Source organism: Vibrio pacinii DSM 19139, from assembly GCF_000711795.1.
GTDB lineage: Bacteria > Pseudomonadota > Gammaproteobacteria > Enterobacterales > Vibrionaceae > Vibrio > Vibrio pacinii.
The window spans coordinates 83,470-105,856 of sequence record NZ_JONH01000002.1 but is presented as its reverse complement, the minus strand read 5'-3'; the positions used below and the strand labels follow the sequence as shown (position 1 = coordinate 105,856).

General features: G+C 43.9%; 18 protein-coding genes. 7 read left to right on the top strand and 11 right to left on the bottom strand.

Annotated features, from left to right (window positions below; genetic code table 11):
• Nucleotides 1-477, bottom strand: coding sequence for a L,D-transpeptidase family protein (locus BS19_RS02690; protein WP_051686477.1), 477 nt, complete (start codon nucleotides 475-477; stop codon nucleotides 1-3).
• A gap of 245 nt (nucleotides 478-722) precedes the next feature.
• Between BS19_RS02690 and BS19_RS02685 the strand changes: the two genes are divergently transcribed.
• The gene (locus tag BS19_RS02685) at nucleotides 723-2,846 is read left to right on the top strand and encodes a sensor domain-containing diguanylate cyclase (protein WP_038173179.1); all 2,124 of its coding nucleotides are present in this window, start codon (nucleotides 723-725) and stop codon (nucleotides 2,844-2,846) included.
• 50 nt (nucleotides 2,847-2,896) lie between these two features.
• Here BS19_RS02685 and BS19_RS02680 read toward each other — a convergent pair whose 3' ends face one another.
• The 10 genes from BS19_RS02680 to BS19_RS02635 form a co-directional block, all read right to left on the bottom strand.
• Nucleotides 2,897-4,690, bottom strand: coding sequence for an aminopeptidase P family protein (locus tag BS19_RS02680; protein ID WP_038173177.1), 1,794 nt, complete (start codon nucleotides 4,688-4,690; stop codon nucleotides 2,897-2,899).
• The gene (locus BS19_RS02675; RefSeq protein ID WP_038173175.1) at nucleotides 4,691-5,713 is read right to left on the bottom strand and encodes an ABC transporter ATP-binding protein; all 1,023 of its coding nucleotides are present in this window, start codon (nucleotides 5,711-5,713) and stop codon (nucleotides 4,691-4,693) included.
• A 9-nt stretch (nucleotides 5,714-5,722) separates the two neighbouring features.
• Nucleotides 5,723-6,712 (bottom strand): ABC transporter ATP-binding protein, encoded by a 990-nt coding sequence (locus BS19_RS02670; protein WP_038173174.1) that lies wholly within the window; start codon nucleotides 6,710-6,712, stop codon nucleotides 5,723-5,725.
• 9 nt (nucleotides 6,713-6,721) lie between these two features.
• The gene (locus tag BS19_RS02665; protein WP_038173173.1) at nucleotides 6,722-7,651 is read right to left on the bottom strand and encodes an ABC transporter permease subunit; all 930 of its coding nucleotides are present in this window, start codon (nucleotides 7,649-7,651) and stop codon (nucleotides 6,722-6,724) included.
• A gap of 12 nt (nucleotides 7,652-7,663) precedes the next feature.
• Nucleotides 7,664-8,584 (bottom strand): oligopeptide ABC transporter permease OppB, encoded by a 921-nt coding sequence (oppB, locus tag BS19_RS02660; protein ID WP_038173172.1) that lies wholly within the window; start codon nucleotides 8,582-8,584, stop codon nucleotides 7,664-7,666.
• A gap of 120 nt (nucleotides 8,585-8,704) precedes the next feature.
• Nucleotides 8,705-10,270 carry a peptide ABC transporter substrate-binding protein gene (locus BS19_RS02655; RefSeq protein WP_245609251.1) on the bottom strand — a complete coding sequence of 522 codons (1,566 nt, stop codon included), beginning with the start codon at nucleotides 10,268-10,270 and terminating at the stop codon, nucleotides 8,705-8,707.
• A gap of 409 nt (nucleotides 10,271-10,679) precedes the next feature.
• A complete protein-coding gene (locus tag BS19_RS02650) occupies nucleotides 10,680-11,444 on the bottom strand; it encodes a transcriptional regulator (protein WP_038173169.1) in 765 nt (254 codons plus the stop codon).
• A 99-nt stretch (nucleotides 11,445-11,543) separates the two neighbouring features.
• Nucleotides 11,544-12,218: a GntR family transcriptional regulator gene (locus tag BS19_RS02645; protein ID WP_038173168.1), complete on the bottom strand. Its 675-nt coding sequence runs from the start codon at nucleotides 12,216-12,218 to the stop codon at nucleotides 11,544-11,546.
• A gap of 169 nt (nucleotides 12,219-12,387) precedes the next feature.
• Nucleotides 12,388-13,929 (bottom strand): aldehyde dehydrogenase (NADP(+)), encoded by a 1,542-nt coding sequence (locus tag BS19_RS02640; RefSeq protein WP_425425000.1) that lies wholly within the window; start codon nucleotides 13,927-13,929, stop codon nucleotides 12,388-12,390.
• Between the two features lies 1 nt (nucleotide 13,930).
• Nucleotides 13,931-14,932, bottom strand: a complete 1,002-nt coding sequence (locus BS19_RS02635; RefSeq protein ID WP_038173166.1) for a 4-hydroxyproline epimerase — start codon at nucleotides 14,930-14,932, stop codon at nucleotides 13,931-13,933.
• 112 nt (nucleotides 14,933-15,044) lie between these two features.
• On the opposite strand from BS19_RS02635, the gene BS19_RS02630 reads away from it, so the two are divergent.
• The 6 genes from BS19_RS02630 to BS19_RS02605 all read left to right on the top strand — a co-directional run bounded on the left by BS19_RS02630 (nucleotide 15,045) and on the right by BS19_RS02605 (nucleotide 22,387).
• Nucleotides 15,045-16,310, top strand: a complete 1,266-nt coding sequence (locus tag BS19_RS02630) for an NAD(P)/FAD-dependent oxidoreductase (RefSeq protein WP_038173165.1) — start codon at nucleotides 15,045-15,047, stop codon at nucleotides 16,308-16,310.
• 124 nt (nucleotides 16,311-16,434) lie between these two features.
• Complete coding sequence (locus BS19_RS02625) at nucleotides 16,435-17,508, top strand: polyamine ABC transporter substrate-binding protein (protein WP_038173163.1); 1,074 nt, start codon at nucleotides 16,435-16,437, stop codon at nucleotides 17,506-17,508.
• Between the two features lie 104 nt (nucleotides 17,509-17,612).
• Complete coding sequence (gene lhpI, locus BS19_RS02620) at nucleotides 17,613-18,581, top strand: bifunctional Delta(1)-pyrroline-2-carboxylate/Delta(1)-piperideine-2-carboxylate reductase (protein WP_038173161.1); 969 nt, start codon at nucleotides 17,613-17,615, stop codon at nucleotides 18,579-18,581.
• 166 nt (nucleotides 18,582-18,747) lie between these two features.
• Nucleotides 18,748-19,662: a dihydrodipicolinate synthase family protein gene (locus BS19_RS02615; protein ID WP_038173160.1), complete on the top strand. Its 915-nt coding sequence runs from the start codon at nucleotides 18,748-18,750 to the stop codon at nucleotides 19,660-19,662.
• Between the two features lie 251 nt (nucleotides 19,663-19,913).
• The gene (locus BS19_RS02610) at nucleotides 19,914-21,083 is read left to right on the top strand and encodes an ABC transporter ATP-binding protein (protein ID WP_051686476.1); all 1,170 of its coding nucleotides are present in this window, start codon (nucleotides 19,914-19,916) and stop codon (nucleotides 21,081-21,083) included.
• Entirely contained in the window at nucleotides 21,080-22,387 is a 1,308-nt protein-coding gene (locus BS19_RS02605) for an ABC transporter permease (protein ID WP_038173159.1), read from the top strand. Before BS19_RS02610 ends, BS19_RS02605 begins: the two co-directional genes overlap by 4 nt.

Sequence of the window (22,387 nt, the reverse complement as noted above, 5' to 3'; positions counted from 1 at the left end):
TTACCATTCAATATCGATCGGTGTGCCCATCGTCACCAACGTTAACAGTTCATCCATCTGTTGATTGGTAATGGCGATGCAGCCATCCGTCCAATCAAAGCTTTGTACAAAGTTGGCTGGGCGAACTTCACCATTTTTCAGCCCATGAATTTTGATATCGCCACCAGGGTTGAGGTTGAGCCGCATGGCATAATCGATATCGGCTTGGTTGGGGTAGTTGATATGAATCGAGCGATAGAAGTCGGAGTCTTCGAGAACAAAGTCTAAAGTGTAACGGCCTTCTGGTGTGCGCTGGTCGCCTTCACGTATTTTGTGTCCTTTGGGTTGTTTACCAAGGGCAATACGATACTCTTTGATCACCTGATGATTTTCAATCAGATACATCCGACGCTTTGATTTATCCACTTTAATCAAATCAACTTGGGCCTGAGCACAAACGCTCAGGGCTAAAGCGGATATTGGCAGCCATTTACGCACAACTTGTTCCTTTGCAAGGTTATGGTTTTATTCTAATCGATCATCACTAAAACGATAAATATCGCGGCATATTGGTCGGTCAAGTATCACCATACAATTATGCAAATTGTTGCTTCTATCATATCCCGACAAGTTGCAAAAAGTGAAATGCGAGTCACTTAACAGCTGCTGATAAATACATTTGATTGCATACCTTGAGCTGATATTTTTAGTCATGTCATAGTACTTAGGTTTAGTTGCGCGGTATGTTTTCACGGATGTTACTCAAGGATATTTTGTCAGCCAGAAACCAACGTTTCTTGGCCAATGCGTTATTTCAGTATCTTGACGATGCATTAAAGCCTAAACATATGGCGATTTTTTCAGAACCTAAATCGGATCCAGTGGCGCCGTTTCTTTTTAGCTACGGTCAACCTGCTCAACTTGAACATTATCCAGACACCTTTTGGGCTTGGGTCTCACAGTTTGATACCTCTGATGGCCTGATTCCACTCGCGATGAATACCTGCCAATGGCGTTATCGCACTGTGATGGGCGCGCACAGTTATGTGTTTATGCTCGACAATCATCCAGAAAAGCGCATTTATCTGGTGGTCGAGAGCCTCAACGCCGCTGAACTAGATAAACTCAATCATAATCATCAGCTTGATACGCTGCAGATTATCGCCGCGCGCTGGCAGTGCGTGCGCGCTGAAATAGAGGCTGCGAAAGAGTTTAAACAGCGTGATATTAAAGAAGCGAAATATCTTGATGTGATTAAGCAGCGCGAGCTGTTTATTGACAATATGAAGTTAGTGCAAGAGGTCGCGGTCGAGATCTCCAATCCTGCTAATCTCGATCAACTATTTCGTCTCTCAATTGAAGTGATTCGCGATAAATTAGGTTTTGATCGCGCCTCCTTTATGTTGCTTGATATCAAAAAACGCTGCTTTAACGGTACTTATGGCACCAATGAACAAGGTCAGACCGTCAGTGAACATCACACCCAATTTGATTTACACCAATTAGAAGAGGGCTACATTAACGCGCTTTTTGAAGGTAAAGAAAGCTTAGTTGTGCTTGAAGATGCGCCGCTCTATACGGCAGGCAACGTCGTTGGCCAAGGTTGGAATGCAATGCTTATTTTACGTGATGGTGATGAAGTAATTGGCTGGATTGCGATGGATAACTATATCCATCGCACGCCGATTACTACCTATCAAAAGCAGATGCTTGAGTCATTTGGATCCTTGCTCGCGCAAATCTACATCCGTAAACGTCAAGAGCAAAACGTACGTATGCTCCACACCAGCATGGTCGAGTTGTCACGTTGTATGACGGTCAGTGAAGTGTGTAAATCTGCGGTGACGTTTGCAATCAATCGCTTGGGCATCGATCGCTTTGCGGTTTTTTTAACCGATAAAGAGTGTTCTCATATGCAAGGTACTTGGGGCACCGACATACAAGGTAATGTGGTTGATGAATCTTATTACCGCTCTGATACGGTTGACCGCTCGATTGTCAATGCCGCGCGCATCAGTCCCAATGATGTGGTATTTGAAGAGTCTGTTCCCATCTATCATGATTTCCATATTGTTGGCTTTGGTTGGACAGCAATGACGATGTTGGTCAACAATAGTGATGAGCCGATTGCGTTTATCGCGGCCGATAACTTACTCAAGCGAACTCCGTTGACCCATCAGCTTCGAGAAATGATTCGCATGTTTGCCTCCAATTTGACCGAAGTTTTACTGCGAACGCGCGCCCAAGAAGCGATTCACGAACTGAACGAAAACCTAGAGCAAGAGGTTAAAGCGCGCACCCGAGAGTTACAAAAGGCCAATGAGCAACTTGAAACCCTGTCTAAACTTGATCCATTAACTCGCTTAGGCAATCGCCGCATGCTTGAGTCGTTGTTAGAAGATTTTTGTGACGATCAACAGCCAGCAATTCGATGCTATGGATTGATCTTGGTCGATATTGATTTCTTCGGTTTGTACAACAATCACTATGGTCACTTGCAAGGTGATATTGCCCTGATGCGAGTTGGCAGTGTGTTGGAGCGTCATGCCAATGGTGAACAAGAAGTGTTTTGTCGAATTGGCGGTGAAGAGTTTGCTTTGCTGGTCGTGGCGCAAGAAGCGCCAAATGTTGCTGAACTTTCCGAGAGTATCCGCTTTAGCATCGAACAAGAAAATATTTTGCATGAACAGAGCGAAATTCATCGTGCGCTGACGGTCTCGGTCGGTTATTCGGTGATTGAGGTCAATCAACGCGACTTTAATTTTGATGCTCTTTTCAACGCGGCCGATCAATCTTTGTATCAAGCTAAACGCACCGGACGCAATCAAGTGGTTGGTTCAGTGTCTTTACTCGAATCTAGCGCATAAAAAAGCCAGCGCAAGCGCTGGCAAATGGATCAAACACAATGATAGAGAGATTATTGCGAAATAGGTTGAGTCGCTTGTTGGAGCCATGCTTTTTCTTCGGGATTTAAGCCTTCTGTTAAGAGATACATACACTGTTGATGGTAATCGTTTAACCAATCGATTTCTTCGTTCGATAGCATATCGACCTTGAGCATGTTTGTCGCAATAGGCGCTAAAGTTATGGTTTCAAAACCATAGAAGGTACCAAATTCGTTTTTTTCAATCTCAACAACTTGCATCATATTTTCGATGCGGATTCCATACTTACCTTCACGATAAACACCGGGCTCATTGGTAATGACCATTCCGGGAACAAGTGCCACTTCTGCCGGGTTTTGTGAGAAATTTTGTGGGCCTTCATGAACGTTTAAGCACATTCCAACACCATGTCCTGTGCCACATTTGTAATCAATACCATTTTGCCACAAGACACCACGCGCCATGATATCGAGATTCGAACCAGTAGCGCCTTTTAAGAAGCGAGTTTGAGTGAGTCTTATCACTGCTTTGAGCACTAATGTATAATCTCGGCGCTCTGTATCACTTGGACTCCCGAAGTGGAAAGTGCGCGTGATGTCGGTTGTCCCGCTTAAAAACTGGCCCCCAGAATCGACTAAGAAAAATTCACTTTCATTGATTTGAGAATTGCTATTTTTATTAGCTGCGTAGTGCATTTTAGCGCCATGTTTACCAAACCCTGCAATGGTTCGGAAACTATCACTAATGTATCCTGGTTGTTGTTTCCGAAATGCCATCAAACATTGTTCAGCTGAAAGTTCAGTGACTTTCCCACCTGGTACCTGTTGTTGTAGCCAATACATAAATTTCACCATTGCAATGCCATCATAACGTAGTGTTTCTTTCATATTCCTAAGTTCGATGGGATTTTTAACTGCTTTTAGTTGAGTCACAATACAAGGTAGATTCATAAGGGATATTTCTTTTTTAATCCCATTGACCAGCAAGCTGTCAGTATTTTTGGCGTTGTAAATAACTTTACTGTGGTTTTCTATTAAGTTCAGAGCTTCGTGAACGTGTTCATACTGATGAAGATGGACACCATTTTTTAACAGCTCATCAGACACCTCGGTGTTGATTTTGTGGGTGTTAATAAATAGGCGACAATGCTCTTGGCTAATTAACAAGTACGCTTCACTTACAGGACTGTAATCTGTGTCACCACCACGAATGTTTAATGTCCACATAACGTCGTCAAGCGTTGAGATAAGTAATGCTTGAGCGTGTTGTTCAGATAAGTACTTGCGTAGTTTTTGTATTTTATCGCTAGTATTGACACCTGCATATTGAGAGCTATGGTTAAATACTTTAGCGTTAGGACGTGGTGGGCGATTGTGCCAAATTGGCGAAATTAGGTCGTGTTCTAATACTATTTCAATCCCTTTCGTTAAAAAAGCCTGCTTAAGTTCCAGATAGAATTCTTGACTAATACTACGGCCATCAACTCCAACGCGAGCTTGATTTGGTAAAGTGTCTGCTAACCATTGTGGAATGGTGGGGGTTTCTACCAATTTAGCCTTAAACAAATCAAGCCCTGATCCTTGCAACTGCTCCTCGGCCTGAATGAAGTAGCGGCCATCAGTCCATAGTCCACCACCATTAGATATGATGACGGCAGTGCCAACTGAACCTGTGAAACCAGAAATCCATTCTCGAGCGAGCCAGTGAGAAGCGGAATACTCGCTAGTGTGAGGGTCGTAATTTGTGACGATATAAGCATCGATCTTTTGATTGGCCATGCCTTCTCGTAATGCCGATAAACGTTCAGCGATTGAATTATTGGTCATTTAAAGGTTTCCTAATTGGTTATGAGAGCAGAATATTTGATGTTTGAGGTTGCCACTTCGAGTAGGTGGCTGATTAGCACATAGATCGCTTGATTTTGGGCAGCGAGTTCGAAAGACACAGCCACTTGGTGGATTGAGGGGTGAAGGCAGATCTCCTGGCAATAATTGAATTTCTCGCTTTCGAGCTAGGGTTGGGTTTGCGATTGGCACGGCAGACAGCAATGCTTGAGTGTATGGGTGCTGTGCGTTATCAAACACTTGGTTATAAATGCCAAGCTCCATCGGTTTACCCAAATACATCACCATCACTCGGTCGCTGATATGACGAACCACACTAAGGTCATGAGCTATCATCACTAAGGTTAGTGCCATTTCTTGTTTTAGGTCATCAAGAAGGTTGATAACCTGAGCTTGAATAGAGACATCTAAGGCACTGACAGGCTCATCGCACACGACTAGGTCTGGCTTTAAAATTAACGCGCGAGCTATGCCGACACGTTGACATTGCCCTCCTGAAAATTCGTGTGGGTATCGGTTACGCTGACTAGCCAGTAATCCGACTTTATCCATCATTTTGATGACGCGTTGCTCGATTTCTTTACGGCTTAATTGAGCCTCATGAGTTCGCAAAGGCTCGGCAATACATTCTGAAATCGTCAAACGAGGGTTTAAGCTAGCGGATGGATCTTGGAAGATCATTTGAAATTCTCGACGTCGGCTTGCTAACTCACGCTTGTTAAATGCACGCATGTCTTGACCACGCCAAACTAAGCTACCTTCGGTCGGTTCAATCAGACGTAATAAGGCACGGGCAAGCGTAGATTTACCACAGCCGGATTCCCCTACAATGCCCAATGTTTCGCCTCTATATATATTCAAATCGATACCATCAACGGCTTTTACGATCTTACGTTTACTTGGCACTATGTGTTTGTTGATTGCAAAGTGTACTTTTAAATCTTGTGCTGAAAGTAAAACTTCAGGAGTGTTTGACTGTGAATGACGTTTTAGCTGAGTATTCATTTCCAACTCCTATGCGATGCGATTGATTGGGGTAACGGTGTCTGCCTGATTGATGTGGCAGGCAAGGGCTTGGGTATTGGAAATTGATTTGAAAGGTGGCATAACAGCGCTGCATTCTGTGCGGTATTCACTGCAGCGTTCACGGAAAGGACAGCCTTTTCTATTGACTAATGCACTTGGCGGATTACCCGGAATGGTGGGAAGCCTGTCCATGTCTTTGGTGATGGATGGAATAGCTTGTAATAACCCACGAGTGTATGGATGTGCGGGGTGAGCAAATAGGCTATCAGTATCAGCTTGTTCCATTTTTTTGCCGCCATACATCACTAATACTCGGTCACAACTTTCGGCTACGACACCCATATCGTGGGTGATCAGTAAGATTGCGGTATTAAATTCCGCCTGTAACTCACGCAGTAGGGCAAGAATTTGAGCTTGTACAGTTACATCCAAAGCGGTGGTTGGCTCATCAGCAATGAGAAGTTCTGGCCTACATAGCAATGCCATCGCAATCATGACTCGCTGGCGCATCCCACCAGATAATTGATGTGGATATTGGTTCATACGAGGAGTTGCAGAAGGAATTCGCACCGCATCTAGCATTTGAATGGCCTGTATATCGGCTTCAGCCCGACTCATACTTTTGTGGATCATTAAAACTTCGGATAGTTGCTTTCCTATCTTCATAAAAGGGTTAAGTGACGTCATTGGATCTTGGAAAATCATGCCAATTTTTTCAGCTCGAATATGATTGAGCTGCTTTTTTGACATGGTGAGTAGGTTCTCACCTTTAAAGTTAGCGGTGCCCGAGACTATTCCGTTATCAGCGGTCAATCCCATTAAGGCAAAAACAGACTGGCTTTTTCCTGATCCAGACTCACCAACAAGACCAAGCGTTTCACCCTTTTCGATGGTATAAGAAAGATCCGTGACGGCTTGTACAACGCCGTCGGCGGTATTGAAACGAACATTCATGTTTTCGATCGATAGAATACTCATTACTGCTCCTTAGCGATCTTTTGGGTCAAGGGCATCACGTAACCCGTCACCGATGAAGTTAAAACAAAATAGAGTGGAGACTAAAAAAGCCGATGGGAACAACAACTGCCAAAGTGCAATGTCAATGGTTTTAGCGCCTTCAGAAATAAGGATTCCCCAGCTGGTATCGGGTGGTTGAACGCCAAGGCCTAAAAAGCTTAGAAATGATTCAAACATAATAAAGCCAGGTACCATCAAAGAAGCGTAAACCATCACGATGCCAAGAACATTCGGTAACACATGTCGGCGCACGATAGTCACACGAGATACGCCAATAGAGTGGGCGGCTTCGATAAATTCACGTTTTTTAATACTGAATGTCACTCCTCTGACGACGCGAGCGATCCCCAACCACGACACCATGCCTATCACAACAAAAATGAGGTAAATATTGTTACCAAACAGGGTGACAAATAAGATCACCATGAACATAAATGGAACCGAGTCGAGAACTTCGATGATTCGCATCATCACACTATCGATCATTCCACCGAGGTACCCTGACAAACTTCCCCAAATCGTACCAATCACAACGGCCACAAGTGCCCCCATAAAACCGACCATGATCGATAATCGACCGCCTTGCATCGTGCGTGCAAAAATATCTTGGCCGAGATCATCTGTACCGAAATAATGACCTGAACTAATTGATGGTTTACCAAGTTCGTAAGGATCCATTACGACATTCCAATCAATCTCATCATGACTGAATGCGGCCAGATTCGGTCCAAATGTGATACACAAAATGATAAACATAAGCACATAGACTGAAGTCATCGCCGCGCGGTTTTGTTTGAATCGTGCCCAAGCGTCTTGCCATAAGCTACGTCCTTCGACTGCTTCGATGTGATCTGTCATAGAATCAGTGAAGTCTTGAGCGTTAATTTTTTTAGTTAACATATCGCCATATCCTTATACACGAATACGAGGATCGATAATGGTGTACAGTAAATCGACCACGAGATTGAAAAAGATGGTGAGTGACGCAACGATTAGGGTAATTCCCATCACCAATCCGTAATCACGGTTTAGAGCGCCAGAGACGAAGTGTTGCCCCATGCCACCTGTGCTAAAGAAAATATCAATGATCACCGACCCCGTAACGACGGCGACAAAACTTGGTCCTAGTATCGCGATGATTGGGATCAGTGATGGGCGTAACGCATGATGAAAAAGGATGTACGTTGTTGATAGTCCCTTCGACTTTGCCGTTCTAATATACGGCTGATTGAGGGTTTCAATCATGGCGCCGCGCATGACACGAGCGATGCTCGCTATCGATCCAATCGCCAAGCTCAATACTGGCAAAACGAGAAAACGCAACGATCCACCTTCCCAGCCTCCTGCAGGCAGAAGGCCAAAATGGATTGAAAAAATAGTCACAAGAACGGGGGCCAAAACGAACGCAGGAATTACTACGCCCGTCATGGAAAGTGCCATCAGTAGATAGTCGAGTTTACTGTTTCTTTTTAAAGCCGCAATAGTACCCAGTACCATTCCTGTTGGAACAGCAATACAAAATGAAATGACGCCTAGCACTGCAGAAACAGGCCAAGATTGTGCGACCAGCTGGGTGACACTGAAGTCTTGATAGACAAAACTTGGGCCTAAATCACCGCGGAAAAAATTTGAGATATAGATAAAAAATTGGATGAGAAATGGTTCATTAAGATGAAACTTAGCTTCGATATTAGCTCGAACAACTTCAGGCATGGGTCTTTCCATGTCGAAAGGCCCACCCGGCGCGATGTGCATCAACCAAAATGAAACCAGAGCAATAAACAGTAGTGTAGGTACCGCGATGAGTAAGCGGCGCAAAATATACAACAACATGAAATGTTCCCTATATAAATGATGTTTTGTATCTATTTTTAGTGATACAAACCGCATCAACTGCTTCCTATGCGCGCTCAACCTACCTAGTTATTTCTAGGAAGGAGAGCGCTTTGCTATTTAGTGGGCTTTTACGTAGACGTTTTTACGGTAGTACGAAGATTCAGGGTTAGTGCGTTCGTAGCCACCGATATGAGGCTTAATTAAGTACTGGTCGTTGCCGTTTCGGTATACGGGAATAATCGCCATATCTTCAATAAGAAGCTGCTCAGCCGCGATATATTCTTGCGAAGGGTCACTTAGACTTTTTGACTCAGACATTAAGCGATCGTATTCAGGGTTGTTATAAAACGAGTCGTTGTACTCACCCGTTGAGACGAAAATGTCCAACCAAGTCGAAGCCTCGTTATAGTCAGCTGTCCAACCGCCACGACTAATGTTGCCTGGATCTTTTAGTGCGTAAAACACCTTAGGTTCAAGTTGAGTGATCTCTACTTGAGCGCCAAGTACACTTTTCCACATTCCGACGAGAGCGGTCGCCATCTTTACGTCTTTGGAAAAGGTTGGAATGGTAAAAGTAAGCTTGATTGGGTTACTTCGGCTGTACCCTGCATCAGCGAGGAGTTTCTGTGCGGTTGCGTTACGCTGCTGTTGTGTCCACGTGGCGAATTCTGGCGTGTGTGAGGTAAAACCATCGGTTTGAGGTGGTACTAACGTGTACATTGGAATACCGCCATTTTTGACAATGGCTTTAGTAAGGACATCACGGTCAATGGCATATGACAGCGCCTTACGAACGCGAACATCTTTAGTCGGTCCTTTGGCAGTATTGAGGTAATAGAATGTTGAACCAAGTGAGGCGCTGGTATTGGCGACTTGCTCTGGAAGTTGTTTAAGAAGTTTGGATTTCTGCGCTGCTGGAATGAACAATGCCTGATCGATGTCGCCAGCAAGGTAGCGGTTAAGCGATACGTTAGCGTCACCAATAGGTAACCAAGTGACTTTTTCTATGATGACATTGTCAGCATTCCAGTAGTTTGGATTTTTTATCATTACCATTTTTTCATTAACTTTCCATTCGGATACGATAAACGCGCCATTGGTGACAATGTATTGTGGTTGAGTCCATTGACTCGCATATGTCTCAACTGTGGTTTGATGGACGGGGGCGAGCACTGGATGGCTAAGAAGTTTGATAAAAAATGGTACGGGCTTTTCCAGCGTGACTTCAAATGTTAAATCGTCAATGGCTTTAACTCCTAGTTCCGTTGCGGAGACTTGCCCAGCCATGATTTTTGCGGAATTTTTAATTCCCGGAATAGCAGCAAACCAGGCATATGGAGAAGCGGTTTCAGGGTTAATCAAGCGCTGCCAGCTATAGACAAAATCGTGTGCGGTGAGTGGTTCGCCGTTCGACCAACGTGATTGACGTAAAGTAAAGGTATAAACCGTGTTGTTGTCGTTCACTTTCCAACTTTTAGCGATACCGGGGATTGTCCGGCCAAGTTTGTCTTGTACTGTTAGTCCTTCAAATAGGTCTCGGCCTAAATTGAATGCTGGCTCAGCAGCTTGTTTGGCAGGATCGATAGACGTCACTTCTGCTCCGTTGTTTAACACGATTTCCTGGGTTTTGGCCAGTTCAGTTCCGGCAGGATATGGTTTCGCGGTGGCAGCGTGAGTCGTCATTACTGCGGTGAACGCCACCAATAGTGTGCTTCTGAATAAGTGCTGATATGCTTTCATGGCTTCCTCTGTGATTTCCGTTTCTGGGCTTTTTTTAGGTTATCGTTCAGGTCAATAAAAACTGTATATTGTATAAAACCCGCCATCAACGACTATTAACATTTTTGTAACACAGTGGCAAAAATAGAGACTACAGGTATTAAAAACTGATACTTATAAGTTTGGTCTGCGTTTCTGAAGGAGTGCGCTACGCCCTATTGATTGCATTTATAGGCAGCAGATGATGAAAAAGCAGCGTTAGAATAAGCTTGAAGTATTTGGTAAAAGACAATTTATACTGATTCAATTAATGGCAAAATTTGTTGTCAGCAATGGCATCAATTGTGTTTTGGTTGAGTAGGTAGGGGACATGTCAATTTCGAGGAAATTGGTCGGATACTAGCTTAAGTAAGCTTCCGTCAATTTCAGGTAAATCATCCGAGAAGAGAATTTGTTCGCCAGGTGTGTAGCGGAGTAAAACGTTTGTATAATTACCAGTGTCATTACTGCAGTTGCTCACATGAAACGCATGGAGCTTTTTATCAAATTCGGTTTCTAGCTGCAAACGTTGCGCTTCAGTAAGTCGAACTCTACCTTGACATACTTGAGGGGGCGTATCATGGGCTATTGAAGCCTGCTGAAAACGTTGTCTAAATAGCGAATCAAGTGGTGTGCCCTGCTCCATGATGAAACGGCGCTCAGAGCGATAAGATATCTCGTCACAGTCCGCTTCGATATAGCCAAGAATTTCAGCGATACTCAGATAGCATCGTAGGCTTGCGTAAGATAGCTGGTATTTTTCAGCAACCTGTTTGGGCGTGAGTTTCAGCGAGGTCACCATGTAGATAAAGTCGAGTAAATGAGGATACTCTACAAAGAGTGCATTTTGCTCGTCAGAAATAAACTCTTCACCGCTGTGTTGTAGTTGTCTTGCCAGTTGTGAAAGTTCGACCAGATCCGTACGAGCATAGCTAGCATACATCAGGATTTTATCGATGCTCAGTGAAGGACTGCGCAAATGACGCTTGATTGTTGACAGAGGTACACCTGTTTTTTCAGATAGTTCACTGTAGCAAAGTCCTTGCTCTTTCAATTTTTGTCGAATAGCGGCGAGTAAAAATTTTGGTCCTATATCCATGCTTACTCCAATTTACCGTGTGAAATAGAGACCTAAGTATCGGAGGCTATGCTTATCTATACATCGGCAAACTGATGGTGAACTTAGGTCTGAATCAAATTATTCTGCGGAGTTTTGTCTGGCTAACAACAAGTCGCGAATTGCGGCACCAGCCTCCAGAATATGTTTTTTTAAAAGGTATTTTGCACCCTCGATATCACGATTTTCGCACATCTCAAACAGTGCAAGATGTTCCTTTTCTGCTTTTTCAATTCCTGTAGTGAACAGAAGTTGCAAACGAATATATCGGTCGCATTTGGTATTTAGGTTGTAAATGACATCCATAGTTTCAGGCATATTGGCAGGAGCGTATAAGGCTCTGTGAAAGTCATAGTTGTAATTGCTCCACTCTTCAATTTCAGCACCACTTTTCAATACAGCATCGAATTGTTCACGAATTTGACGAGCGTTCTCAAGGTCAGTGCTAGTCATTTTTTGAATAGCATGCTCTAAAATATGACACTCTACGACGGCACGTAATTCAAATAGTTCATCGATTTTGTCAGGAGATAGCTCCGTAACAGTGGCACCTTTATGCGGCTCAAAACTGACCAAGCCTTGTGCTTCAAGCTGCACTAGAGCTTCACGGACAGGAATACGGCTGACGTTGAATTCGGCAGCAAGCGCATCTTGTCTAAGGGGTTGACCAGTTTTTAACTCGCCTTTAAGGATTAATGAACGGATCGCTTCTTCTACGACTTGAGTTCGAGTTTTAAAAACAGGTTTTTGTGACATCCAGGTCTCCGAGCTTACAAGAGTATTTTATCCAATATACCATTTTTGCCATGGATTGAGGTTTCGATCCACTGGTTGATGAGTGTTTTTAGGTGTTAATCAAAACAAAGGCACCAACTGGTACCTTTTTATTCTATTCATTTAAAATGACGGTATTCAATAGCCAATACTACTCGCGATTATTTATTTCAACAACGCCGTCAATTGTGCGGGTGACGTTGAGTGGATTACTCTGCTTTAGAGTATCAGGGAGCAGTTCGTCAGGGAGAGATTGGTAAGCCACCGGGCGCAACCAACGTTTGATCGCTTGGGTACCTACCGATGTGCTAGCTGGCATCGTTGAAGCGGGATATGGCCCACCATGAACCATAGCATGGCTTACTTCAACACCCGTTGGCCAACCATTAAATACGATTCGACCTGCCATATTTTCGAGCACAGGAAGCAATTGTTTTGCTAGGTTATAATCTGCCTTATTGGCCTGCAATGTAGCGGTTAGGCTTCCTGAAAGATGGTGGCTAAGTTCAAGCATGTCTTGGAAGTTATCACAAGAAACTACGATAGATTGAGGGCCGAAAATCTCTTCTTGCCACTGAGGGTTGTCTCTCCATGCCTGGCTGGTGGTTTCGAATAAACATGTTTCTACACCAAATTCAGGCGAAGATTTGATCAGTTGAATGGACTCATCCGCACCGCGAAAATCTATTTGAGACAAGTACTGCTGCTTGATTCCACTAGTAAGTAGTGTATGGCCATCCTGTGCTTGAATCTCTGTGCGTATGGTAGAAAGAAATGAATCACAAGCTTCACTTTTAATGACAAAAACTACCCCAGGCTTGGTACAAAATTGACCACTGCCCATTGTCATCGATTGTACAAATTGCTTAGCGAGTGAATCACCTTCGGCGACCATTTTATTGGGTAAGATAAACACCGGATTTGCCGCGCCTAATTCTCCATAAAATGGAATAGGTTCAGGGCGAGATTGTGCTAAGTCGAATAAAGCTCGCCCACCATGTATTGAGCCCGTGAAACCAACGGCCTTGATGATTGGATGTTGGACAAGCGCTTGTCCCAATTCATGACTTGTCCCTTGTAGTAAAGTAAATACGGACTGGGGCAATTGACAAAGTTCAAGTGCATTAGCAAAGCATGAGGCTACTATATCGCTAGTTCCGGGGTGAGCTGGGTGTCCTTTAACAATAACGGGACAACCCGCAGCGAGGGCAGATGCAGTATCTCCGCCAGCGGTTGAAAAAGCTAAGGGGAAGTTAGACGCACCAAATACAGCAACTGGCCCTAGAGCAATATTGTGGCGACGGAGATCAGGTTTCGCCAGTGGCTGCCTATCCGGAATAGGCGTATCAAGAATGACATCTTGCCACCAGCCAAGCGTAGCAACTTCTGCAAAGAGGCGTAGCTGTGCTGTCGTTCGGCTTAACTCTCCATTAAGTCGTGCTTCAGGCAATGCAGATTCGAGTTGAGCACGTTTCACAATGTTTTCGCGCTCTGCTTCTAAACAATCAGCGATAGTATTGAGTAATGATGCACGTTTGGCAGGTGAAGTGCGCCTAAATTGCTCCGATATCTCCAAGGCTGAGGTCGCCGCAAAATCTACATCAGATGAACCTTGCTGAGGAAACTCACCGTTGAGGTACTGTTCTGTTGCGGGGTCAATAGCGTTAAAGGTTTCTTTGGTCATTTGTATCATCCTATTTTAATTCGAATCCGTATGCATATGGATCTTCATCATCGACCCATATGGTGTTGTGTCCGTATACTTGAGCCCAACCTTCGATGCTTGGCAGTATCGCTTCTCGACCTTCAATTTCTGTCACTGACTCGATACGACCTTTGAATAAACTGCCAATAATGCTTTCGTGAATAAAATCCTCACCCGTTTTGAGTTTTCCTTTGGCGAACCACTGAGCCATGCGCGCGCTAGTGCCTGTACCACATGGCGATCTGTCCAAGGCTTTCTCTCCATAAAAAACGGCATTTTTAGCGGTGGCTTCGGGTTTGGTTGGAGTGCCGGTCCATAGCACATGAGTTACGCCACAAACGGTAGGGTCGAGTGGATGAACACATTTGACAGCATCTGACACTGCACGGCGAACTTTAGGGCTCAACATGAGGATTTCATCGGAACTGTAGTGCTCAAGACCGAGATAATTTTCTTGTGGATCAACGATAACGTAATAGTTTCCGCCATAAGAGACGTCGACACTGATTTCGCCTAACCCTTCGACATAGACTTTTACATCACGGTGGGCTAAATATGCAGGAACATTGAAAATCTTAACGGAAGTGACTTTGTCACCTTTTGTTTGGTAGTGCACCTCGATCTGTCCTGCAGGAACATCTAAGATTAAGCGGCCAGCTTCTTTCGGGGTAATTAACTTATGTTCTAACGCAGAAGTCACCGTCCCTATGGTCCCATGACCACACATAGGTAAGCAGCCACTCGTTTCAATAAATAGGATTGAGGCATCTGCATTGTCACTACATGGTGCCATCACCACAGAACCAGACATCATAGCGTGCCCACGAGGTTCAAACATTAGTGCTTGGCGTATCCAATCGTAATTTTCAAGAAAGAATTGACGCTTTTCACTCATCGTATTGCCTTCTAGTGGGGGGACACCTCCTGCCACCAGACGTACCGGATTTCCGCAGGTATGCGCATCAATACAAAAAAAAGTCCCTTGTCTCATTTTTTTGTTCCTTGCATAAGAAATTGATTGAACTAGGTTGAATGAATGTTAACGTAGTGTAAAGTATATTTTATACAATTTTGTTAATGAAGTGTGATGAGGAGCAAAACAAATGTTGATTGAAAAGTCATCAAAGGGCTGTTCGGTAGCCGTAGTAGGCGCGGGCATAATTGGATTGTGCTCGGCGTTGAAACTGCAATTAGAAGGCTATCAAGTGACCGTATTTGACCCTTCTGGCGCTGGTTCAAAATGTTCTAGAGGGAATGCTGGCCACTTTGCTACGGAACAAATATTTCCATTGGCTAACCCTGGCTTAATTCCTCAATTGCCTAAAATGCTACTCTCACCGAATAGCCCTGTTTCGATACGATTTAGAGATCTGCACAAGACGGCTAATTGGATGTTGCGCTTCTTGTCAAAGGCTAGATACAAACCAACAACTCACGCAACTCAAGCTCTGACTAAATTGAATAGCCGTGCTATGGGAAGCTGGAAAAAGTTATTAGATGATGTTGAGCTTAGCCATCTAATTAGTTCTACAGGCTCCTTGTTGGTGTTTGAAAATGAGCAACTCTTTGAGCGTTATCAATCGACACTGAATGCAATGACAAATAATGGTGTGAGCTGGGAAGTTTGGCACAAAGAGCAACTGAAAAGTCGAATGCCTAACCTAGCAAATTCAGTTAAGTTCGGTGTGTTCTTCCCTGATACATCTCACACCTCAGATCCTTATGAAATGTGCCTTGAGCTGAAGTCTGCGTTTTTGAGTTGTGGTGGAAAATGGCGAGAAGAGAAGGTTGAAAATGTGCAGGAAAAAGTAAGTAGAAGCGTTGTTGTTACCGATAAGGCTGAATATGGCTTTGATAAAGCCGTGTTAGCAACAGGCGCACAATCAGTACCATTAATTAAAAGGATAATGAACATAAAAGTGCCGTTGCAAGCGGAGCGCGGCTATCACTTAATGGTGACAAAAAACCGTGAATTTTTGCCTTTCCCAGTCAGTTCTGCTGACAGAAAGTTCATCATGACACCAATGAAAAGTGGCTTAAGACTGGCGGGCACAGTGGAGTATGCGGCAATAGATTCGCCTCCAAATATGAAACGAGCAAGTATGCTAAAGGAACTGGCGAACGGTCTACTCAGTGAGCCTATTTCTGACGATGACTTTGGTGAGAAGTGGATGGGAAATCGCCCGTCACTGCCAGATTCATTGCCAGTAATCGATCAAACTGAAAAGGGTAGAATATTGTTCGCATTTGGTCATCAGCACCTTGGGCTTACACAGGCGGCCATTACGGCTGAATTGATCACCAAGATGGTTAATGGCGATGAGACACAGATAGATTTGTCTCCCTATCGTTTAATGAGATTTAGCTAAAAAAATTTAAAATATAATATTGTATAAAATATACAGTCGTATTATGTTAATAAAAAGTTAACCAAAAGGGTATCTAAAGCAGTATTCAGATACACTCGAAAACCAACAAAAGGAGCTACACACCATGTCAAGAATGACAATCGCGCCACTAACATTATTGGTTTCAGGAATGTTATTTGGAACAGCTGCCAACGCTGAAGATAAATTAACCGTTGTGTCTTGGGGAGGCGCATTTACGAAAAGCCAGGTAGAGGCTTACCATAAACCATTTACTGCGGAATCTGGTGTTGAACTGATTTCAGAAGATTTCAGTGGTGGTCTTGCGGAGATTAAAGCACAGGTTGAAGCCAATAAAGTGCGATGGGATTTAGTATCACTAGACAAGCCCGATATTGTTCGTGGTTGTGCAGAAGGATTACTTGAACCATTAGATCCAAGCATTCTTCCTGCAGGGGCGGATGGTACACCCGCAAAAGATGATTTCATCGATGGAGCAATCCATGAGTGTGCAGTGAACACGATTGTGGTTTCTACAGTACTGACGGTAAATGATGATGCCTTTAAAGGAAAAACGCAGCCAAGCAAACTTGTTGATCTATTTGACTTGGAGGCATTTCCTGGCCGTCGTGCGCTGCAAAAAATGCCCCAAGGTAATCTAGAGTGGGCACTGATTGCCGATGGTGTTAAACCAGAGCAAGTTTACGACATGTTAGAAACAACAGAAGGTCGTCATCGCGCATTTGAGAAACTCGACACCATCAAGTCTCAAGTCATTTGGTGGACAACTGGCGCACAGCCACCACAAATGTTGGCGGATAAAGAGGTAGTGATGGCGTCAGCGTTTAATGGTCGTATACACAGTGCGACCACTGAGGAGGGCCAACCGTTTCGTATCATTTGGGATTACCAGTTGGGTTACATGAATGGTTGGGCAATTCCTAAGGGGAGTCCTAACACGAAACTAGCGTTGGACTTTATTAAGTTCTCTTCAGGAACAAAACCGCTAGCAGATCAAGCTAAGTACGTTGCTTATGGTCCTACTCGTAAATCTTCATCTGCTCAAATTAGTCCTAGAATCTTAGCGAGCCTGCCAACCGCACCAAACAACTTTAAAACGGCCTTCTTAATTGATGACGCTTGGTGGTCGGATTATGCCGATGAACTTAATGAAGAATTCAATACTTGGCTGTTGAATTAACCATGATCTTAAACGTCCCCAAAGAAGAATCAAACTTTTGCTTTGGGGCGATTTGATACTTACTGATGAAACGAAATGACCTTGCAGTAGGAGAGACAGAGATAATGTTGAATTTAGATGCCAAGCAAATTGTTGATTGCTTAACGATGGATGGGCTTATTCATACTATGCGTGCCAGTTACCAGATTCCGGCCACCACTCCGCAGCGTCGAGTGATGCCATTGGCCGAATCGGGCTATGAGGCATTTGCTTTACTGCCCGCATGGAATGAACATTTAATTACGGTAAAAGCGTTTACATATTTTCCTGAAAATCATCTTGAGGAAAAAGATAGTCTGGCATCTAAGATATTGGCGTTTGACCGCCGTAATGGCGAACCTTTAGCTTTACTTGATGGAAAGGTGCTGACTTATTGGCGAACAGCGGCCGCATCCGCGTTAGCTGCTGATTATCTATCGCGCCGTGACTCTCAACAGTTACTGATCTGCGGAACGGGAAACTTAGCACCCTATATCGCTTGGGCGTACGCCGCAGTAAGGCCTTTAACCAAGGTCGTTGTATGGGGAAGAGATGTGCAGAAAGCAAAGCGCTGTGTTGACGCGATTATCTCTGGCAAGGAATATCAAAACTTACCCGTTGATCGACAATATACGGTGGAAGTGACCATGGATATAGACCAAGCAGTTTCTGATGCCGATATTGTCTCTTGTGTGACTGGTGCGACTTCCGCTCTTTTTTCTAGCGCAAGTGTTATGGAGGGGACTCATATCGATTTGATCGGCAATCACGATAAAGATAAGCGCGAATGTGATAGCGAACTTGTTCAGCGCTCTCAGGTATATGTTGATAGCAAAATTAATGTGTTAGCAGAAGCAGGCGATCTGTTGATCCCAATCGCGGAAAACGTCTTCAAGCAAGAACAGATTCAAGGCGAGTTACCCGACTTGTGCGCTGCTCGAAATAGCGGAAGAAAGTGTGCTGATGCTATTACCTTGTATAAGTCAGTCGGTAGTGCATTAGCAGATTTAATCGCCGTACAACATGTCTTATTCAATTATTCACAACAACAGTAAGAATATTGTTATACAAGTCTATTTTTAAAAGCACATTATTTCCAATAGCGCGCTTTGAAAATAGCGAGTTTTATAAACTCCGTAATACCTCAGCTTGAACAGTGTTAATTGCTGAGTTTTTTATCGCAAAATAAATTGCATACAATATACAAAAGGAAAGTTACCGATGAAAGTAGATTGGAAAGGTGTATACCCAGCAGTGAGCACACAGTTTCGCTCAGACCAAACCATTGATTTAGATGCGACTCAAACAGTAATTGATAACCAAATAAATGATGGTGTTAACGGAATCATATGTCTTGGTACTGTCGGTGAAAACTGCGCTCTTTATCCGGAAGAAAAGCGTCAAGTGCTTAAAGCGGCGCACGAAGTAGTTTCTGGGCGGGTACCTTTAATTGCGGGGACGGCGGAATCCATTACTTCAGCGGCTGTCAATTACATGCAAGATGCGAACAAAATAGGTATTGACGGATGTATGGTGATGCCGCCTATGGTGTATCGCACATCCGACACTGAAACCGTGGACTATTACAGAGCACTGGCCAATGCTACTCCAGATATGCCAATCATGATTTACAACAACCCTGTTTCTTACGGTGTAGATGTAAACCTTGAAATTATGAGCCAACTGGCGGAATTTGAAAATATCGTCGCAGTTAAAGAGTCGACCACAGATACTCGCCGCATTACAGAGCTATACAACCGCTTTGATGACCGTTTTACTGTGTTTAGTGGTGTCGACGATATTGCTTTGGAATCTTTAATGTTAGGTGCGACAGGGTGGATCTCGGGTCTGACGAATGCGTTTCCCGCAGAATCTGTCGCGATTTATAAGCTTGCAAGTCAAGGTCGATACGCAGAAGCTCTTGAAATTTACCGCTGGTTCTTACCGCTGCTACGGTTAGATACGATTCCGACATTAGTTCAGTGTATCAAGCTTGCAGAGCAGGTTTGTGGTCGAGGCTCGGAGCAGGTACGTGAACCACGTCAAAACCTCAAAGGTGAAGCGCGTTCACAAGTTATTACAATGGTAGAACAAGCCATTGCAACTCGACCGGATTTGTCGAAATACAATCTGTAATTGAATCATCTTAGCTAAGTTATTTAAGTCCGCTGTTATTCGAACTCGGCAACAGCGCGGTTGAAGAGGCGACGGCAATATGCGCCTCTTTAATTTTTTTATACCAATCATAAAAATTGAATTCACATTATTAAACAGGTAACACGACCGTTTTGACTAATTGTTGTGGGAAGACTGACTCAAGGGAATCTCAATTAGGTTTATTTATCCGGATCGGCTTGCTTAATTAAGTGACGAAAAAGGGACGACACATGAACAAAAGCAACAAGGAATACGTGAAATTTCAACACGTGCAAAAAACTTATGATGGTGAAAATTTGGTAGTAAAAGATTTCAATCTAGCCATCGCACCGGGAGAGTTCGTTACAATGCTTGGGCCATCAGGATCAGGTAAAACCACGTGTTTAATGATACTTGCAGGGTTTGAGACGGCAACTCGTGGTGAGATTTTCATCGATGGGGTCCCCGTTAATAATTTGGCGCCGCATAAGCGTGATATTGGGATGGTATTTCAAAACTATGCTTTGTTTCCACATATGACGATAGCCGAGAATCTCGCCTTCCCCCTCAAGGTTCGTCAATTAAGTCAACAAGAGGTTGAGCAAAAAGTCATGGCGGCTTTGGATATGGTTGAGCTAACGCAAGTGGCGTCTCGTTATCCTAAACAGCTTTCGGGAGGGCAACAACAACGAGTAGCATTAGCCAGAGCTTTGGTGTTTGAACCTAAATTGGTTTTGATGGATGAGCCGTTAGGAGCACTTGACAAGCAGCTACGTGAACAAATGCAGATGGAAATTAAACACCTCCATGAGAAGCTTGGAATCACAATATTGTATGTCACTCACGATCAAGATGAAGCTTTAACCATGTCTGACCGTATTGCTGTGTTTAACAATGGTACGGTGCAGCAACTAGCGACCCCAACAGAATTATACGAATCACCAAGTAATGCTTTTGTTGCTCAGTTTATCGGTGAAAATAATCAAATTCACGGTTTGGTCAGTGATACTCATGCGACACATTGTGCTGTAACGGTAGGGCAGCAAAGCGTTATCGCTAAACCTGTCGCCGTGAGTACTGCAGGGGATGCGACTACATTATCGATTCGTCCTGAAAAAATCACCCTTTCACCAATACAAGAACAATGCGAGAACGTGTTCATAGGTCATGTGCGCGAAATGATTTATCACGGAGATCATCATCGATTAGTTGTGTCGGTAAAAGACATAGGTGATTTGATCGTCAAAGTACCGAACGATAGTCGAGATATCCAGCCACTAAAATTGGGCGCGAAGTGCAATATCGGTTGGCATCGCGGCGATTGTCATGCCCTTGACTCGACGCTTCTCTTAACACCAGAGCCACAAGCGGTAATAAGTGTTGTTGACCGAGACACTAATAAGCAGGGAGTGGAAGTATGAGTAGGGAACTTACTTGGCTTGGATCTGTGGTATCACTTCAGAAAAAAATCAACAAAAAAAATGGCGATTTAAAAGCACAGTTGGCTCGAGCGGAACGTCGAAAACAAAAACGAGCACTATTATTGGTGTTGCCTTTGGTCGCGTTTATCTGTTTAACCTTCGCCTTTCCTATTATTGAAATGCTTTATCGGAGCGTAGATAACAATGCCGTCCCTAAGGGCTTCCCACAAACGGTCGTTGCGATAAAAAAATGGAATTTCCAAGGTCTGCCAGATGCAGCTACTCAGCAAGTACTCGCGCAAGAATTATTAGAAAGGTACCAAGACAAAACCCTCCCCAAGTTGGCGAGTAGACTTAACATTGAAGTGTCGGGAATGCGTAGCCTGCTTATGAAAACAGGTCGAAAACTGGCAAAATTGGATAGCGTCGCGATTAATGATACCGCGCTCACCAAGACACAGCGGCCAGTAGAGTTATCGACGTTGGATAAACGCTGGGCACAGCCTAAGTATTGGGCGGCGATTAAGAACCTAAGTGGCTCTTATACATTGAGCTATTATTTAGCTGCGCTAGATATGAGGTTTGACGACCAAGGGAAAGTTGCCCAGCAGCCCGATACTCGTCAAGTGTACGTCGATCTGTTTTCAAAAACCTTTGGAATGTCGCTGGCTATTACTGTGATTTGCCTAGCGATGGCTTACCCCGTGGCCTACCTATTGGCTAACCTGCCAGACAAACAAGCCAATTTGTTGTTGATAGTGGTGTTGCTGCCATTTTGGACGTCACTTCTTGTAAGAACCACATCTTGGATTGTGTTGTTACAAAACCAAGGTGTTGTTAATGATCTGATTCTGTGGCTAGGGCTAAGTACAGAAAGGATTCAAATGATGCACAATACTTTCGGTACCATTGTCGCCATGGTCCACATCCTTTTGCCATTCATGATTTTACCTATTTATAGCGTAATGAAAGGAATCAGCCCTACATATTTTCGGGCGGCTTGCTCTCTTGGCGCGACACCTAGTATTGCTTTTATTAAGGTTTACATGCCCCTCACAATACCGGGAATTGGTGCTGGCGCGTTGTTGACATTTATCTTGTCTATAGGTTTTTACATCACTCCTGCTTTGGTTGGAGGAAGAAGTGGGCAAATGATTTCAAATATGATTGCTTATCATATGCAAACCTCTTTGAATTGGGGGATGGCTGCGGCGCTAGGCGGTTTGTTGTTAGCTGTGGTATTGGGGCTGTTTTATCTGTTTAATCGAGTCGTTGGAATCAATAATATCAAGGTTGGAGGTTAG

Bases quoted from the DNA above. Each gene is read 5' to 3' on its own strand.
- BS19_RS02665 (WP_038173173.1), bottom strand. From the start codon at position 7,651: ATGTTAACTAAAAAAATTAACGCTCAAGACTTCACTGATTCTATGACA.
- BS19_RS02645 (WP_038173168.1), bottom strand. From the start codon at position 12,218: ATGTCACAAAAACCTGTTTTTAAAACTCGAACTCAAGTCGTAGAAGAA.
- BS19_RS02680 (WP_038173177.1), bottom strand. From the start codon at position 4,690: ATGACCAATAATTCAATCGCTGAACGTTTATCGGCATTACGAGAAGGC.
- oppB (WP_038173172.1), bottom strand. From the start codon at position 8,584: ATGTTGTTGTATATTTTGCGCCGCTTACTCATCGCGGTACCTACACTA.
- BS19_RS02625 (WP_038173163.1), top strand. From the start codon at position 16,435: ATGTCAAGAATGACAATCGCGCCACTAACATTATTGGTTTCAGGAATG.
- BS19_RS02670 (WP_038173174.1), bottom strand. From the start codon at position 6,712: ATGAGTATTCTATCGATCGAAAACATGAATGTTCGTTTCAATACCGCC.
- BS19_RS02605 (WP_038173159.1), top strand. From the start codon at position 21,080: ATGAGTAGGGAACTTACTTGGCTTGGATCTGTGGTATCACTTCAGAAA.
- lhpI (WP_038173161.1), top strand. From the start codon at position 17,613: ATGTTGAATTTAGATGCCAAGCAAATTGTTGATTGCTTAACGATGGAT.
- BS19_RS02650 (WP_038173169.1), bottom strand. From the start codon at position 11,444: ATGGATATAGGACCAAAATTTTTACTCGCCGCTATTCGACAAAAATTG.
- BS19_RS02630 (WP_038173165.1), top strand. From the start codon at position 15,045: ATGTTGATTGAAAAGTCATCAAAGGGCTGTTCGGTAGCCGTAGTAGGC.
- BS19_RS02675 (WP_038173175.1), bottom strand. From the start codon at position 5,713: ATGAATACTCAGCTAAAACGTCATTCACAGTCAAACACTCCTGAAGTT.
- BS19_RS02610 (WP_051686476.1), top strand. From the start codon at position 19,914: ATGAACAAAAGCAACAAGGAATACGTGAAATTTCAACACGTGCAAAAA.
- BS19_RS02685 (WP_038173179.1), top strand. From the start codon at position 723: ATGTTTTCACGGATGTTACTCAAGGATATTTTGTCAGCCAGAAACCAA.
- BS19_RS02655 (WP_245609251.1), bottom strand. From the start codon at position 10,270: ATGACGACTCACGCTGCCACCGCGAAACCATATCCTGCCGGAACTGAA.
- BS19_RS02615 (WP_038173160.1), top strand. From the start codon at position 18,748: ATGAAAGTAGATTGGAAAGGTGTATACCCAGCAGTGAGCACACAGTTT.
- BS19_RS02640 (WP_425425000.1), bottom strand. From the start codon at position 13,929: ATGATACAAATGACCAAAGAAACCTTTAACGCTATTGACCCCGCAACA.
- BS19_RS02635 (WP_038173166.1), bottom strand. From the start codon at position 14,932: ATGAGACAAGGGACTTTTTTTTGTATTGATGCGCATACCTGCGGAAAT.